Source organism: Collimonas fungivorans, assembly GCF_001584145.1.
Classification (GTDB): domain Bacteria; phylum Pseudomonadota; class Gammaproteobacteria; order Burkholderiales; family Burkholderiaceae_D; genus Collimonas; species Collimonas fungivorans.
Genome location: NZ_CP013232.1, coordinates 4,368,106 through 4,383,338, shown reverse-complemented (window position 1 = coordinate 4,383,338; position 15,233 = coordinate 4,368,106). Strand labels below are relative to the sequence as shown.

General features: G+C 56.8%; 14 protein-coding genes and 2 tRNA genes. 5 read left to right on the top strand and 11 right to left on the bottom strand.

What is annotated here, in order from left to right; translation table 11 throughout:
* Positions 1–3 precede the first annotated feature (3 nt).
* The 6 genes from CFter6_RS25190 to CFter6_RS19125 all read right to left on the bottom strand — a co-directional run bounded on the left by CFter6_RS25190 (position 4) and on the right by CFter6_RS19125 (position 4,767).
* Positions 4–282, bottom strand: coding sequence for a type II toxin-antitoxin system RelE/ParE family toxin (locus tag CFter6_RS25190; protein ID WP_082814876.1), 279 nt, complete (start codon positions 280–282; stop codon positions 4–6).
* Positions 283–527: 245 nt separating this feature from the next.
* Positions 528–603 (bottom strand) — tRNA-His (locus CFter6_RS19145).
* 99 nt (positions 604–702) lie between these two features.
* Positions 703–1,569 (bottom strand): glutamate racemase, encoded by an 867-nt coding sequence (gene murI / locus CFter6_RS19140; protein ID WP_061541267.1) that lies wholly within the window; start codon positions 1,567–1,569, stop codon positions 703–705.
* A 22-nt stretch (positions 1,570–1,591) separates the two neighbouring features.
* Positions 1,592–3,130: a fumarate hydratase gene (locus CFter6_RS19135; protein ID WP_061542474.1), complete on the bottom strand. Its 1,539-nt coding sequence runs from the start codon at positions 3,128–3,130 to the stop codon at positions 1,592–1,594.
* A 91-nt stretch (positions 3,131–3,221) separates the two neighbouring features.
* A complete protein-coding gene (locus CFter6_RS19130; RefSeq protein ID WP_014007328.1) occupies positions 3,222–3,836 on the bottom strand; it encodes a TIGR00645 family protein in 615 nt (204 codons plus the stop codon).
* Positions 3,837–3,870: 34 nt separating this feature from the next.
* Positions 3,871–4,767, bottom strand: a complete 897-nt coding sequence (locus CFter6_RS19125; RefSeq protein WP_061541266.1) for a DMT family transporter — start codon at positions 4,765–4,767, stop codon at positions 3,871–3,873.
* A 226-nt stretch (positions 4,768–4,993) separates the two neighbouring features.
* Between CFter6_RS19125 and acs the strand changes: the two genes are divergently transcribed.
* Together acs and CFter6_RS19115 are read left to right on the top strand one after the other, a co-directional pair.
* Positions 4,994–6,976 (top strand): acetate--CoA ligase, encoded by a 1,983-nt coding sequence (gene acs / locus CFter6_RS19120; RefSeq protein WP_061541265.1) that lies wholly within the window; start codon positions 4,994–4,996, stop codon positions 6,974–6,976.
* 117 nt (positions 6,977–7,093) lie between these two features.
* A tRNA-Ser gene (locus CFter6_RS19115) sits at positions 7,094–7,184 on the top strand.
* Between the two features lie 47 nt (positions 7,185–7,231).
* On the opposite strand, the gene CFter6_RS27050 is transcribed toward CFter6_RS19115, so the two are convergent.
* From CFter6_RS27050 to CFter6_RS19105, 3 genes are all read right to left on the bottom strand, one after another.
* Positions 7,232–7,546: a hypothetical protein gene (locus CFter6_RS27050; protein ID WP_236904415.1), complete on the bottom strand. Its 315-nt coding sequence runs from the start codon at positions 7,544–7,546 to the stop codon at positions 7,232–7,234.
* A 369-nt stretch (positions 7,547–7,915) separates the two neighbouring features.
* Positions 7,916–8,557: a T6SS effector amidase Tae4 family protein gene (locus CFter6_RS19110; protein WP_061541264.1), complete on the bottom strand. Its 642-nt coding sequence runs from the start codon at positions 8,555–8,557 to the stop codon at positions 7,916–7,918.
* A 12-nt stretch (positions 8,558–8,569) separates the two neighbouring features.
* Positions 8,570–8,962, bottom strand: coding sequence for a hypothetical protein (locus tag CFter6_RS19105; protein WP_236904414.1), 393 nt, complete (start codon positions 8,960–8,962; stop codon positions 8,570–8,572).
* Positions 8,963–9,407: 445 nt separating this feature from the next.
* On the opposite strand from CFter6_RS19105, the gene CFter6_RS19100 reads away from it, so the two are divergent.
* Complete coding sequence (locus CFter6_RS19100; RefSeq protein WP_061541262.1) at positions 9,408–10,079, top strand: DUF5677 domain-containing protein; 672 nt, start codon at positions 9,408–9,410, stop codon at positions 10,077–10,079.
* 278 nt (positions 10,080–10,357) lie between these two features.
* Here CFter6_RS19100 and CFter6_RS19095 read toward each other — a convergent pair whose 3' ends face one another.
* Both CFter6_RS19095 and prpR read right to left on the bottom strand, forming a co-directional pair.
* On the bottom strand, positions 10,358–10,582 hold the full coding sequence (locus CFter6_RS19095) for a ubiquitin-like protein (protein WP_061541261.1): 225 nt from the start codon (positions 10,580–10,582) through the stop codon (positions 10,358–10,360).
* A gap of 455 nt (positions 10,583–11,037) precedes the next feature.
* On the bottom strand, positions 11,038–12,678 hold the full coding sequence (gene prpR / locus CFter6_RS19090; protein WP_061541260.1) for a propionate catabolism operon regulatory protein PrpR: 1,641 nt from the start codon (positions 12,676–12,678) through the stop codon (positions 11,038–11,040).
* A gap of 379 nt (positions 12,679–13,057) precedes the next feature.
* On the opposite strand from prpR, the gene prpB reads away from it, so the two are divergent.
* Both prpB and prpC read left to right on the top strand, forming a co-directional pair.
* Positions 13,058–13,945 carry a methylisocitrate lyase gene (prpB, locus tag CFter6_RS19085; RefSeq protein WP_061541259.1) on the top strand — a complete coding sequence of 296 codons (888 nt, stop codon included), beginning with the start codon at positions 13,058–13,060 and terminating at the stop codon, positions 13,943–13,945.
* A gap of 44 nt (positions 13,946–13,989) precedes the next feature.
* Positions 13,990–15,165 carry a bifunctional 2-methylcitrate synthase/citrate synthase gene (gene prpC / locus CFter6_RS19080; RefSeq protein ID WP_061541258.1) on the top strand — a complete coding sequence of 392 codons (1,176 nt, stop codon included), beginning with the start codon at positions 13,990–13,992 and terminating at the stop codon, positions 15,163–15,165.
* Positions 15,166–15,233 lie beyond the last annotated feature (68 nt).

Here is a 15,233-nt window from a genome sequence, read left to right as displayed (position 1 = left end):
TTCCTAGTGGTAATCAACGATCTCAACATTTGCCACTCCCTGCTCAGTCCAGATGAAGCAGATGCGCCACTGATCATTTACACGAATACTGTATTGGCCGGCGCGATTGCCAGCCAACGCTTCCAAACGATTGCCGGGCGGTGAACGGAGAAAGCCGAGTGTCGCCGCACTATCCAACTGTTGAAGTTTTCGTTCTGCAACATTGGAGACGTTTGCAAATTTCGCAACGCGGAGGCCTTCAAACAGGGCTTGGGTGCTGGCACAGCGAAAGCTGAGTATCATAGACAGAAAGAATATAACGTTAAACGTTAAACGTCAAGCGTATGGTCGGCTCGAAGAAATCATGAAAATCTGAAAATATTTGCATCTCAGGAATCTGCGAGGATATATTTTAATTGCTAAAATAATAAGTATGTAGCTAATATCCTGAGGATTGAATTATGGCGGCTGATACTGGCGAGGCGTGGGAAGGAAGGGCGGAAAACAAAAAGCCCGCTTCAATGAGCGGGCTAAGTGTTTGATTTTATTGGGGTGGCTGACGGGACTCGAACCCGCGACAACAGGAATCACAATCCTGGACTCTACCAACTGAGCTACAGCCACCATTGCATTGCTACTGCAAACTGCCATGCTTGTTCAGCACTAAGACAGCTCGCTATTATACAAAGTAACCTGCTGCCTGGCAAATCAAATAACAGCTAATTATGAAATTCCCGCGGGCTGGGCGATTGCTGCTACCGCCGACACCGGCGAATGCAGCTGCAGCAGGCTGGCGAACGTAGCCGACAGGACCGACTGGCTGCCGGTGGTAAAGGCACTGACCTTGCCGGCACGCGCGGCAGTGTGCAGCAAGTTGTTTTCTCCCAGGACCTTGACCAGCTGTCTGCTGACCGCCGCGCCGGTGTCGATGATGGTTACCGGCCCGGAGGCCAGCTCAGCCACGATCTCCTCGATCAGCGGGCGCACAAAAGGGTAGTGGGTGCAGCCCAGCACCAGCGTGTCCGCGCCTTGCGCGATCAGGGGAGCGATATAACGCCGTAGCAGCAAGGCAGTCTGCGGGGAGCGCAATTCGCCCTTTTCAATCTGATCGACCAGACCGACGCAAGCCTGCAGTTCGAAATGCACGCCGCTGGCCGCGCCGATCTGCTGCTGCAGCGCCAGCAGCCGCGCGCTTTGCAGAGTGGCTTTGGTCGCCAGCACGCCGACGATCTTGCTGCGGCTTTGCGCGGCAGCCGGCTTGAGCCCCGGTTCGATGCCGATCACCGGCAACGCCGGATAGGCGCTGCGTATCGCCTTGATGGCAGCAGTGGTGGCGGTATTGCAAGCCACCACCAGCGCCTTGGTGCCTTGCTGCAGCAGGAATCCGGTCACGGCCAGCGAGCGCGCGGAAATTTCGGCTTCCGATCTGTCGCCGTAAGGCGCATAAGCGGAATCGGCAAAATACAAGAGATCTTCCAGCGGCAGGTCCTGATGGATATGACGCAGCACCGACAAGCCGCCGATGCCGGAATCAAAAATGCCGATGGGCGCGATTTGCGCCATCGGCATTTCCTGAGTGTTGTCAGTCATCTGCAAAACCGACCAGATCGGATCAGATGGCAGTTACAGGGATTTTAGACAGCGCGGCATGCGCGATCTTTTCCTGCCATTCCTTAGGCCCGGTGTTATGTACCGAGACGCCGTTGGAATCGACCGCCACCGTCACCGGCATGTCCTTGACGTCGAACTCGTAGATCGCTTCCATGCCGAGGTCGGCAAAGCCCAGCACCTGTGCCGACTTGATCGCCTTCGACACCAGGTAAGCCGCGCCGCCCACCGCCATCAGGTAAGCCGACTTGTGCTGCTTGATCGATTCGATGGCGACCGGGCCGCGCTCCGATTTGCCGATCATCGAAATCAGGCCGGTCTGTTCCAGCATCATGTCGGTGAACTTGTCCATGCGGGTGGCAGTGGTCGGGCCAGCCGGGCCAACCACTTCGTCGCGCACCGGATCGACCGGGCCGACATAATAGATCACGCGGTTGGTGAAATCGACCGGCAGCTTCTCGCCCTTGGCCAGCATCTCCTGGATACGCTTGTGGGCAGCATCGCGGCCGGTCAGCATCTTGCCGTTCAGCAGCAGGGTCTGGCCCGGTTTCCAGGACGCGACTTCTTCCTTGGTCAGGGTATTGAGGTCAACCCGTTTCGACTTCTCGGTATCGGGCACCCAATGCACTTCCGGCCATTCCGACAGCGATGGCGGCTCCATGTAGGCCGGGCCGGAACCGTCCAGCACGAAGTGGCCGTGGCGGGTCGCCGCGCAGTTCGGGATCATTGCCACCGGCTTCGATGCCGCGTGGGTCGGGTGCATCATGATCTTGACGTCGAGCACGGTAGTCAGGCCGCCCAGGCCTTGTGCGCCAATACCCAGCGCATTGACTTTCTGGAACAGTTCGATGCGCAGTTCTTCCGTCTTGTTTTGCGGGCCGCGCTTGAGCAGGTCGTACATGTCGATATCTTCCATCAACACTTGTTTCGCCATCAGCATCGCCCGTTCTGCGGTGCCGCCGATGCCGATGCCGAGCATGCCCGGCGGGCACCAGCCGGCGCCCATGGTGGGCACGGTCTTCATGACCCAGTCGACCAGCGAATCGGAAGGATTGAGCATCACGAACTTGGTCTTGTTTTCCGAACCGCCGCCCTTGGCCGCGATCTGCACGTCAACCGTATTGCCCGGCACCAGTTCCATGTGCACCACGGCCGGCGTATTGTCCTTGGTATTCTTGCGCTCGAATTGTGGATCGGCCACGATCGAGGCGCGCAGCATGTTGTCCGGATTCAGGTAACCGCGGCGCACGCCTTCGTTGACCGCATCGGTGATCGAACCCTTGAAGCCTTCGAAGCGCACGTCCATGCCGATCTTCAGGAACACGTTGACGATGCCGGTGTCCTGGCAGATCGGCCGCTTGCCTTCGGCGCACATGCGCGAGTTGGTCAGGATCTGCGCAATCGCGTCTTTCGCCGCGGGACTCTGTTCCTGCTCATAGGCGCGCGCCAGATGCTGGATATAGTCGACGGGATGGTAATAGCTGATGTACTGGAGCGCAGCGGCTACCGACTCGATGAGATCTTCTTGCTTGATCGTGGTCAGGGTGGCTAGGGTGGTCATGGCGTTTCTCGGTAAAATTTTCGGTAAAAATTAAACAATGTAGGGTGGGCACCTGTGCCCACGCGGATGTACTTCAATGCTCTCCGTTGGCCTGGTTCTGGGTCGCCGTCATGATGCGGTCGCACCAGGCGATCGCCAGCGCCGACAGCAGGAAAGTGATGTGGATGCCGGTCTGCGCCAGCAGCGTTTTGACGTCGTAGGCATTGGCGTTGATGAAGGTCTTCAGCAGGTGGATAGACGAAATGCCGATGATCGCCATCGCCAGTTTCACCTTCAGCACCGAAGCATTCACATGCGACAGCCACTCCGGCTGGTCCGGATGGCTTTCCAGGTTCATGCGCGAGACAAAGGTTTCATAACCGCCGACGATCACCATGATCAGCAGGTTGGAGATCATCACGACGTCGATCAGCCCCAGCACCACCAGCATGATGGTGGCTTCGGTCAGTTTGGTCGGACGCACCGCGCCATCGATCGTGACGACATCGAGGATGTGGTTGAGCGAGGCGGCATTGCCGAACACGGCGCCGATCAGGTCGGTCAGTTCGACCCAGAAATGGAAAACATAGACGCATTGCGCCAGGATCAGGCCCAGGTACAGCGGCAGTTGCAGCCAGCGGCTCATGAAAATCAGGTTCGGCAGGACGCCTATGGCTTTTTTGGGCGCAGATGGTTGCATGTTGCTCATTGGAATTATCGGGAAGGGGGAAAGCGTCGCTATTTTACACTTCTTGCACGGTTTTCATGGGCTGCGGCCAGCTGGCCACCGCAATCCCGGTCAATACCAGCGCCAGCGCCACAAAGTGCGCCCAGCTAAGGCTCTCATGCAGGAACACCACGCCGATGAAAGCCGCCGCCAGCGGCATCAGGGCGGTGAAGATGCCGGCCACATTGGCCTGCACGTGCTTGGTGCCTGTCAGCCATAGCCAGAATGCAATCACGCTGGCCGCCAGCGCATACCAGAACACCAGCAGCCACATGCCGGGCGTGACCTGGCTGAAGTTGTAGGACAAGGCAGCAGTCAGGCTGAACGGCAGCATCAGCAGCAGGCCGAACAGATGGCTGTAGGCCGTGATGCGCATCGGCGACAGGGTTTGCGTCAGGCGCTTGGACAGCACCACGTAAGTGGCTTCGCACAGCACCGCGGCCATTACGAACAGGTTGCCTATCAGCGGCGTCTCGCCGCCGTCGCCGCTATCGCTCTTGCTCAGGTTGAGCACGGCAATGCCGGCAATCGCCAGCAGGATGGAAGCCAGCGTACGCGGCTGCAGCCGCTCCTTGAGGGTCAGGCGCGACAGGATCGCCACCGCCGCCGGCAGGGTGCTGGTGATCACGCCCGCGGCGGTAGCGGTGGTGTGCTGGACGCCGTACAGCATGCACAGCGTAAACAGGAAAGTGCCGAAAAAAGCCTGGCCGAACAAGGTCAGCCATTCGTGGCGCTGCAGGCGCGGCGCGGCCTTGAAGAACTGCGGCGCCATCACCGCCACGGCAATCACAAAGCGCAGCAGGCCGAACACCAGCACCGGCATCACCGCGATGATGGCCTTGCCGAAACCGATATTGGCGCCTACCAGCATCATGGCCAGTGCCAGGTAAGCATAAGATTTTGTGTGACGCATGGGCTGTAGGAATGAGCTGAATGTGCGATGATAACCGACTGTGAGGCTCTGGTAGCGTTAGCATCTGACAATATAGGACCGTAGGGTGGGCACTCCGTGCCCACGCGGAACGTCGATCATTCGTAGTCCGCATCCAGGGTGGGCAGAAATCTGCCCACCCTACGTAAGGCTTGAGTAAGTGTAAAAGTTTATGTTTAGCGTCAATTACTAAAAAGCAGGAGACAGCATGGCGAACATCGAAACCTTTGGCCAGGAAACCCGCATTTTTCCAGCCCCGGCAGAATTTTCCAAGACTGCGGCAATTTCCGGCATGGATGCGTATCGCGCACTGGTAGCCGAAGCCGAGCAAGACTACGAAGGTTTCTGGGGCCGCCTGGCCCGTGAAAACCTGCAATGGCACAAACCCTTCACCAAGGTGCTGGACGAGTCCAATGCGCCGTTCTACAAATGGTTCGACGACGGCAAGCTGAATGTCTCCTACAACTGCCTCGACGTCCATTTGCAAAATGGCAATGCCGACAAGGTCGCGGTGATTTTCGAAACCGATAGCGGCGATGTCAGCAAGATCACTTACCGCGAGCTGCACAAGAAAGTCTGCCAGTTTGCCAACGGCCTGAAATCGCTGGGCATCAAGAAGGGCGACCGCGTTGTCATCTACATGCCGATGTCGGTCGAAGGCGTGGTGGCGATGCAAGCCTGTGCGCGCATCGGCGCCACCCATTCGGTGGTGTTCGGCGGCTTCTCCGCCAAGTCGCTGCAGGAACGCATCATCGACGCCGGCGCGGTCGCCGTGCTGACCGCCGACGAACAGGCGCGCGGCGGCAAGCGCCTGCCGCTCAAATCCATCGTCGACGAAGCACTAGCGCTGGGCGGCTGCGACAGCATCAAGAACGTCGTGGTTTACAAGCGCACCGGCGGCGACATCAATTTTGCAGCGGGCCGCGACCTCTGGCTGCACGAGCTGGTCGCAGCGCAAGCCGAGACCTGCGAGCCGGAATGGGTCGATGCAGAACATCCGCTGTTCATCCTCTACACCTCCGGCTCCACCGGCACGCCGAAGGGCGTGCAGCACTCGTCCGGCGGTTACCTGCTGTGGGCCGCACTCACCATGAAGTGGGTGTTCGACATCAAGCCCGACGATGTCTACTGGTGCACCGCCGACATCGGCTGGATCACCGGCCATACTTATATCGCCTATGGCCCGACCGCGGTCGGCGCCACCCAGGTCATCTTCGAAGGCGTGCCGACCTATCCTAACGCCGGCCGATTCTGGGACATGGTGCAGAAGCACAAGGCCACGATTTTCTACACTGCGCCGACCGCGATCCGTTCCCTGATCAAGGCTGCCGATGCAGACAAGAACATCCATCCTTCGCAATACGACCTGTCGTCGTTGCGCCTGCTGGGCACGGTCGGCGAGCCGATCAACCCGGAAGCCTGGATGTGGTACCACAAGAACATCGGCCGCGAGCGCTGCCCGATCGTCGACACTTTCTGGCAAACCGAAACCGGCGGCCACATGATTTCACCGTTGCCGGGCGCGACGCCGCTGGTGCCGGGTTCCTGCACCTTGCCGCTGCCGGGCATCCAGGCGGTGATCGTCGACGAAGCCGGGCATGAACTGCCGGACGGCAGCGGCGGCATCCTGGTCGTCAAGCGCCCGTGGCCGTCGATGATCCGCGCCATCTGGAACAATCCCGAACGTTTCAAGAGCGCCTACTTCCCGCCTGAGTTCGGCGGCAAACTGTACCTCGCCGGCGACGGCGCGATCCGCAACAAGGACACTGGTTACTTCACCATCACCGGCCGCATCGACGATGTGCTGAACGTCTCCGGCCACCGCATGGGCACCATGGAAATCGAATCGGCGCTGGTAGCCAATCCCATGGTTGCCGAAGCCGCCGTGGTCGGCAAGCCGGACGAAACCACCGGCGAAGCCATCTGTGCTTTCGTGGTACTCAAGCGCAGCCGCCCCACCGGTGACGAAGCCAAGCAGATCGCCAAGGAATTGCGCGACTGGGTCGCCAAGGAAATCGGCCCGATCGCCAAGCCACGCGAAATCCGTTTCGGCGACAACCTGCCGAAAACCCGTTCCGGCAAGATCATGCGGCGCCTGCTGCGGGTGCTGGCGAAAGGGGAAGAAATCACGCAGGATGTTTCCACTTTGGAAAATCCAGCCATCCTGGAGCAGCTCAAGGAAGCCCAATAAGCCTCTGAACAGGGCTGGAGCGGGGTATTGAAGAGAAATTTCTGTTTCTGCCGGATTTGTTGCTATAATACGCGGCTTCGTGAAAATCAAACTGCACGAAGCGCTATTGTAGTTGCAGGAGAGATGGATGAGTGGTTGAAGTCGCACGCCTGGAAAGCGTGTATAGGTTCATAGCCTATCCGGGGTTCGAATCCCCGTCTCTCCGCCAAGAATATTAGCCGTGGTAGTCAAACGGCTTCTCAAGAAAAGCCGCCTTTATGGGCGGCTTTTTTTCGTCCTTGGGTTAACTCCAGAGAGGGCTTTCACTGCCCCTTGATTTTGCGCCACAGCGTAGTACGGCTGATTCCGAGATGCCTGGCCTTCGCCCAATCGACATTTTGCGTTGTATTCGGAGAGCGTGAATTGCCGTATCAAATCCAATTTTGAAACTCTTTGGAAATCTTCACGTAAATTATCTTTTAGGAAGTCGAGACTTTGCTCATCACTGCCGCAATAGTCATGAGCCACGTAACCGACAGTGGAGCAAACGTCGTTCGTGTAGTAGAGGAAGACGTTGTAAATTTGTTCCATCAAGGCCTTTCCGCAAAATACCAAAGAGGTGACGTTAAGAAAGGTAGGAGCGCAACAGTGGGATTATGTATCCAGACAAATAGAATAGGATAGTGAGTACTATAAACGTTCCAAAAAACCATCCCCATTTCCGCGCTGTCCACCGCTTCCACGCAATCACATTTAGCAGGCAAAAAACAATGCTTGGGCCAAAGAGCGTTCCGAAAAATAACGGGTAAGTCCACCAATGTTTCGGGCAGTGGTCGATTTCGTAGCATCCGTGAGAAAGGGCGTGGGGCGTTGACCAATCAATATGGCTAAAACTATAGAGGCAGAGCCACGTTAAAAACAGTCCAAATACCAAGCCTGCGAAGGCAATCCCGAATCTCTTCATTTTATTTCCCAAAACAGAATCTGCTTTGATTTACCAAGGTCCGAATACCAGTTCCCCTCTCGGCCACGAAGGAAAGCTATTGGATTCGGAATGCGATTTATGCCTGCACGGAATCTCAGGAACGACTCGACAGACGGCGTCAGCGTGGTTTTGTTCCAAAGATCAATATGGCCGCCGCTTGTATCTCTCGCCCCATCGGAGTCACGCTGCCAGTAACCCTCGAATGCGACAATCCCGGTCCGCCCCTTGATTTTGGATTGCCAATCCGCGCCTGTAATATTCTCAGCCTTGTAGATGTTGGGTATTGGGTGCAGGTTTAACCACTGACGAAGTTCATTAGCGCGGGTGGCTGTTGGCTTGCCGTCAAGCAAAATACGGCCTATGCTCTTTTCCCCATTTTCAGGCTTGACCACCTTTGAAGAAAAGGACTTCATATCAATGCCCAGCTTGTGGAAGGTCGCGCTCATGCGGATAGCACATTGATTATCAAATCCGTCTGGCACTTTTCCGTCGACCTTATAGGGGGCGCCGGACACGTAGTTGTCCCACAGCTCCTGGAATGAAACCGTTTTGAGATTCACTTCTTTTACTGAATCTTTAGTGCTGTTGGTCTTGATGACGGTCGGCGCATTTGGCATTTTTGGTTCCCGTTACTCTTTTTCTGCTTGTTTAGCCAATGCATCATCCCCCCAATACACTTTGTATTGGCTCTCGCTGGCTGTAGAGATACGCGGTATCTTGCCTTCGGAGTCGGTCACGCCGGAGAACGTGCGCCCATCCTCGGTTTCTACGTAATACGGATGCTCAGCCAATCCTTGCCCGCCTACCTTGGCATGCGGCATTTCGTCAAAACTGGCAATTTTTGATTCACTAACAGCGCTGGATGATACAGTTGGATTGATGGCTTCCGCTGCCGGCGAGGCGGCGACATGGGGCGCCGCGCCGTCATCGTAAGTCATTGTGTGGTGTAGGTTAGCTACGAGCTTCGGATGAATGGGGCACGCACAAATAACAATATCGTCCTCCAGCGCCACTTCGCCCATGAAATTCATCCGGCGCGGCCCGCCTGCCTTAGCAATTGTCCCTACGCCTTTGCAGGCCAGGCAGGTTGCCTGTCCCCCGATTAGCGCAACCTTGTGGCCAGCCCTACTGAAAACGTTGAGTTCGCGTTTGGCAGAATCGTACCGCTTGTCGTAGTTTTATCGCCTACAACAATCTTGCGCATCACCATGGGTATTCCGTGAAAAATTGCTATTGAGCCAATTTTATAGGGTAGCGTTAAATAACAAAATGTTGCAAGCTGATAAAGCAATAAATATGCATTCGCCGAGCAGCGTACACTCCAGAGAGAGCTAGAAATGTTGCAAAACTACTACAATGAAAACAGGATAATGGCGGAGCGGCAGCTTAGCGGCACTCGAACTGGCAACATGCGGGTTAAAAGCCCAATTTGTGCGAAATGCCAACTTGTACCTATGGGAGAGAAAAATGTTGGAAGACCGTGCACGACAGCCCGAAGCCGTCTACTTACCGCACAATGAACCCTATCTCGGGCGGGTCGCTTTGCTTCAGCTTGATCTGGAGATTCCGCGAGCACTTCAGAAAAATCTTGCCATTGCAAAACATACCTTTGAAATCAACAAGTCACCGCTGCAAACTGCAGCGTGCGAACTCATACCCCAGGCAATCAGCATCGCACTTAGTATTAGAGAGTTGCTTCGTCAAGGCTATGTATTTTCAGCAGTGATCCTACTTCGGTCAATGCTTGAGCGCTTAGCATTGATTATCTACTTGTGCGATACGCCTAGCGCAGTCGATTCGTGGCATGCCGGGTGGGAACGAAAGACTCAGCCTTCATTCAAGGTGCTTATGCAACATCTGGACAAGGCAAATAAGTACACGTTCACGGAAGTCGAGCGCCAGAAATTCTCTGATCGACTCCACAAGGTTGTCCACCCTGACCCAGCTGCGGCGATATGGAACACGACCGAACGAGGGGGCCGCCCAGCCTTCGCCTCAGGCAAACTCATTAACGCTCCAGAAACTTGTGATTTCTGTGCGGCTTTCACGCATCAATGCTTATCGCAACTTATACGGGTTGCACTGGTCATTTTTCCAGAGGCTAATCGAAGCGATAGCATGCAACTTGGAGAGTGGTAGTACGTCCAGAATCAAACGCAAATCAGTCCGAAAGCAAACGCGACGTTACAGGGGAAGATTCCGAGTTTGTTAGACAGTGTCTAACAACCCGTCTAAAAAGACAAAAGAAAAAGGGCTGCAATCGCTTGCAGCCCTTTATATGTATTGGCTCCCCGGCCTGGACTCGAACCAGGGACCTGCGGATTAACAGTCCTAGACACGATGACATTACGGACGCGATTACGCTGTCGTCTCATAAATTTCCTGATAAAACGCAGCCGACCCGCTCCAAATACGAGTTACCTCAACGCCATAGCCACGATGGAGTTCTCTTTGATACCATAGTCTGATACCCGCTTGCCTTTTTCCAGATTTTTGTAGGCATACATCAGCAAAAATTTGTCAAAGGTGATTCCTGTTTTGTCTTGAGTTTTCGCATAAACGTATTCGATAGTGTCTGAGAGCTCAACCTCAAGCGTGGTATTTATAGAGTTATCTGCTGATTTGATAAAAATCTGCATCATTGTTTCCCTTACGGTTGATTCAATCTTGAAATTATTTGGCATCTGCAAACCGAGTCAGGACGTTATTTCAACCCTGCTCTCGCTGGAAACAATTGGCTTTGAAAAGATGCCTCGAGGACATCAATTGACAGAATAGTTGAAATTTTCCGTAAGGCAAATAATTAAACTATTACTCTCTATAGTCACCCTATAAATTGCGATATTGAGAAAACATAAAATCAATTAAATCAACAAGTTATGTAATCTCTAAAGGTAATTTAATATCGCAATAAATAAAAGGTAAGTCTTTGATTTTAAATAAAAAATATATACTTGGAATGGTGGTTTCATGGCCTATCCGGGGTTCGAATCCCCGTCTCGCCAAGAATATCAGCCGTTGTAATCAAACGGCTTCTCAAGAAAAGCCGCCTTTATGGGCGGCTTTTTTTCGTCCTCGGGTTAACTCGGGAGGGCTTTCACGACCCCTTGATTTTGCGCCACAGCGTAGTGCGGCTGATTCCGAGATGTCTGGCGGCAGCTGCGCGGTTGCCGTCAAAGCGGGCCAGCACTTGCGCGATGTTTTCGGCGGTTTGTGGTGCGGCGTCTGCGGCTGTTGCTGCGACGGCTGGCGTTGCTGCCGCCTGGGCGAACTCCGGCGCAATGCTGGCGATGAAGGCCGGCGACAACGCCTGCAGTGGTTCGGCCGCCAGGAACAGCGCCAGCCTTTCCATCAGGTTGCGTACTTCGCGCGCATTGCCGGGCCAGGCGTAGGCGCTGAGCAGGGGCGTGCAGGCGACGATTTCGGCATGCAGGTTCGGGTGCGGGCGAGCGCCCAGCGCGGCCAGCGCTTTTTTCAAGCACCATTCGGCCAGCGCGATCAGGTCTTGCGGGCGTTGGCGCAGCGGCGCCAGCGTCAGGCGCAGCACCGCCAGGCGATAGAACAGGTCGGCGCGGAAACGGCCTTCGCGGATGCGCTGCTCGAGGTCGCAATGGGTGGCGCTGATGATGCGCACTTCGACTGCAATCGGCCGCGTGCCGCCGACCCGCACCACTTCGCGCTCTTCCAGCACCCGCAGCAAACGGGTTTGCAGCGCCAGCGGCATTTCGCCGATTTCATCCAGGAACAGCGTGCCGCGGTGCGCCGCTTCGAACAGGCCGGCATGGCCGCCGCGGCGCGAACCGGTGAACGCGCCTTCCTCGTAACCGAACAGCTCCGACTCCAGCAGCGATTCCGCAATCGCACCGCAATTGACCGCGACGAACGGTTTGTTGCCGGCGAGGGCGCGCGAATTTTCGCGGTGGATCGCTTGCGCCACCAGTTCCTTGCCCGTGCCGGTTTCCCCCTGGATCAGCACCGTTGCCTGCGATTTGGCATACAGCACGATGGACTGGCGCAGGGTTTCCATCGCCGGCGAGTCGCCGCGCAAATCGTTGATGCCGTGCTTGGCGCGCAGGGTGTCTGCCAGCGGCGCGCTGGCGCGGCCGCGGCTGGCTTCCAGCTGCGTCAGCCGCGCGATTTCCAGCGCATCATCGAAAGCCTGGCGGATCGACGCCGCGGAATACACGAAAACCGCCGCCAGCCCAGCTTCCTCGGCCAGGTCGGTGATCAGGCCGGCGCCGACGATCGCCTTGACGCCGCGCGCCTTGAGTTCATTGATCTGCGCCCGCGCATCTTCTTCGGTGGCGTAGTCGCGCTGCAGGATATTGAAGCCGAAGGCGTCCCGGAATTCCTTGAGCGCCGGCATGCTTGACTGATAAGTGACGATGCCGATGTCGGGCGTGATCTTGCGCGCGCGCGCCAGGGCCTGCAGCACGTCGAAACCGCTGGCCTTGGCGATCACCACCGGCACCGACAGCCGGCTTTTCAGGTAGGCGCCGTTGGAGCCGGCTGAGATCACCGCGTCGCAGCGTTCGGTTTCCATCCGTTCGCGGATGTGGCGCGCGGCTTCGTCGAAGCCCAGCTCGATCGGTTCGATGGTCGCGCGGTCGTCGTATTCCAGCGTGATGTCGCGGAACAGGTCGGACAGGCGCGACACAGAGACGGTCCAGATCACCGGTTTCTGGTTGCTGTCGCCAGCATTGCTGGCATCGCGGCGGGCAGGGGAGGAGGGTTGCATGTTTCAAATGCGTTTAACGCATGTGTTTCAATAGCGATGAATGTAACACAGGGTGAAACATTTCTATTGTTTGGTGAAGCTAGAAGTGGATTTGATTTTTTGCTATTTTATTTTCTAAGTGATTGATTTTATTTTGCTATTTCGATTTTCCCTATGGTCTGCCATTGCTCTTGGCTGGTTTGGCACGCTGATTGCTCTATAGTAGGTAAATCCTCATGCAGCTATCTGTATGAAACAGACGTAGGGCGGGCAGATTTTCTGCCCACGCTGAAGGCGTTCCTTGAATAATCGACGTTCCGCGTGGGCACGGGTGGCCACCCTACAAGTTCTCGCAAATCGGCATTAGTGCCCGTAGGTGCAATTTTTATCAGGAGAAGACATGAGTTCATATTCCGCAGGCGCGGCCTTCCGCAAGGCGGTGCAGGAAGAATCGCCGCTGCAGGTGATCGGCGCCATCAACGCCAACCACGCGCTGCTGGCAAAGCGTGCCGGCTTCAGGGCGATCTACCTGTCCGGCGGCGGCGTCGCCGCCGGTTCGCTCGGCTTGCCCGACCTCGGCATCTCCAACCTGGACGACGTGCTGACCGACGTGCGCCGCATCACCGATGTCTGCGACCTGCCGTTGCTGGTCGACGTCGACACCGGTTTCGGCGCCAGCGCCTTCAACGTCGCGCGCACCGTCAAGTCCATGATCAAGTTCGGCGCCGCCGCGATCCACATCGAAGACCAGGTCGGCGCCAAGCGCTGCGGCCATCGTCCCAACAAGGAAATCGTCAGCAAACAGGAAATGGTCGACCGCATCAAGGCCGCGGTCGATGCCCGTACCGACGACAATTTCGTGATCATGGCGCGCACCGACGCGCTCGCGGTCGAAGGACTGGAATCGGCGCTGGAACGCGCAATCGCCTGCGTCGAGGCCGGCGCCGACATGATTTTCCCGGAAGCCATCACTGAGCTTGGCATGTACCAGACCTTCGCCGCCGCGGTCAAAGTGCCGGTGCTGGCCAACATCACCGAATTCGGCTCCACGCCGTTATTCACGGTGGAAGAATTGAAGTCGGCCGACGTCGGCCTGGTGCTGTATCCGCTGTCGGCCTTCCGCGCCATGAACAAGGCGGCGGAAAACGTGTATGCCGCGATCCGCCGCGACGGCACGCAAAAGAATGTGGTCGACACCATGCAGACCCGCATGGAACTGTACGAGCGCATCAACTATCACGATTTCGAACGGCACCTGGACGCCTTGTTTGCGGCCCAGAAGAAATAAGACCATCCATACACATCGATTCTTTTCCGTCAGGAGATCAGGCAATGAGCGACGCATCAACAAATGCAGCAACAAACGAACAAACCACTGCTTTCAAACCGAAAAAATCCGTCGCCCTGTCCGGCGTCGCCGCAGGCAACACTGCCCTGTGTTCGGTCGGTAAAACCGGCAACGACCTGCATTACCGCGGCTACGACATCCTGGATATCGCCGATACCTGCGAATTCGAGGAAATCGCTTACCTGCTGGTGCACGGCAAGCTGCCGAACAGCGCCGAACTGAAGGGCTACAAGACCAAGCTGAAAGCCCTGCGCGGCTTGCCGGCCAGCGTCAAGGCTGCGCTGGAAGCCTTGCCTGCCGCTTCGCACCCGATGGACGTGATGCGCACCGGCGTCTCGGTGCTCGGCTGCGCCTTGCCGGAGAAAGACGACCACAACGCGCCCGGCGCGCGCGACATTGCCGACCGCCTGATGGCTTCGTTCGGCTCCATGCTGCTGTACTGGTATCACTTCAGCCACAACGGCAAGCGCATCGAAGTCGAAACCGACGACGATTCCATCGGCGGCCATTTCCTGCACCTGCTGCACGGCGCCAAGCCGTCCGCCTCGTGGGAAAAGGCAATGCACGTCTCGCTGATCCTGTACGCCGAGCACGAATTCAATGCCTCCACCTTTACCAGCCGGGTGATCGCCGGCACCGGCTCGGATTTCCATTCCGCCATCACCGGCGCCATCGGCGCCTTGCGCGGTCCGAAACACGGCGGCGCCAATGAAGCTGCGTTTGAAATCCAGAAACGCTACGACAATCCGGACGAAGCGGAAGCCGATATCCGCAACCGGGTCGCGAACAAGGAAGTTGTGATCGGTTTCGGCCATCCGGTGTATACCGTCTCCGATCCGCGCAACAAGGTGATCAAGGAAGTGGCGCGCACATTGTCGGTGGAAGCCGGTTCGACCGCGATGTTCGATATCGCCGAACGGCTGGAAAGCGTGATGTGGGAAGTCAAGAAAATGTTCCCCAACCTGGACTGGTTTTCCGCCGTCTCGTACCACATGATGGGTGTGCCGACCGCGATGTTTACGCCGCTGTTCGTGATTTCCCGCACCTCCGGCTGGGCTGCTCATATCATAGAGCAGCGCATCGACAACAAGATCATCCGGCCGTCGGCCAATTATGTCGGCCCGGACAACCTGGCGTTTGTGCCGATCGCTAAACGGTAGGGTGAGCAGGCAGTTTTGCCCACGCTGTGCCCCGAGCCATCCGCGTGGGCGCAGGTGCCCACCCTACA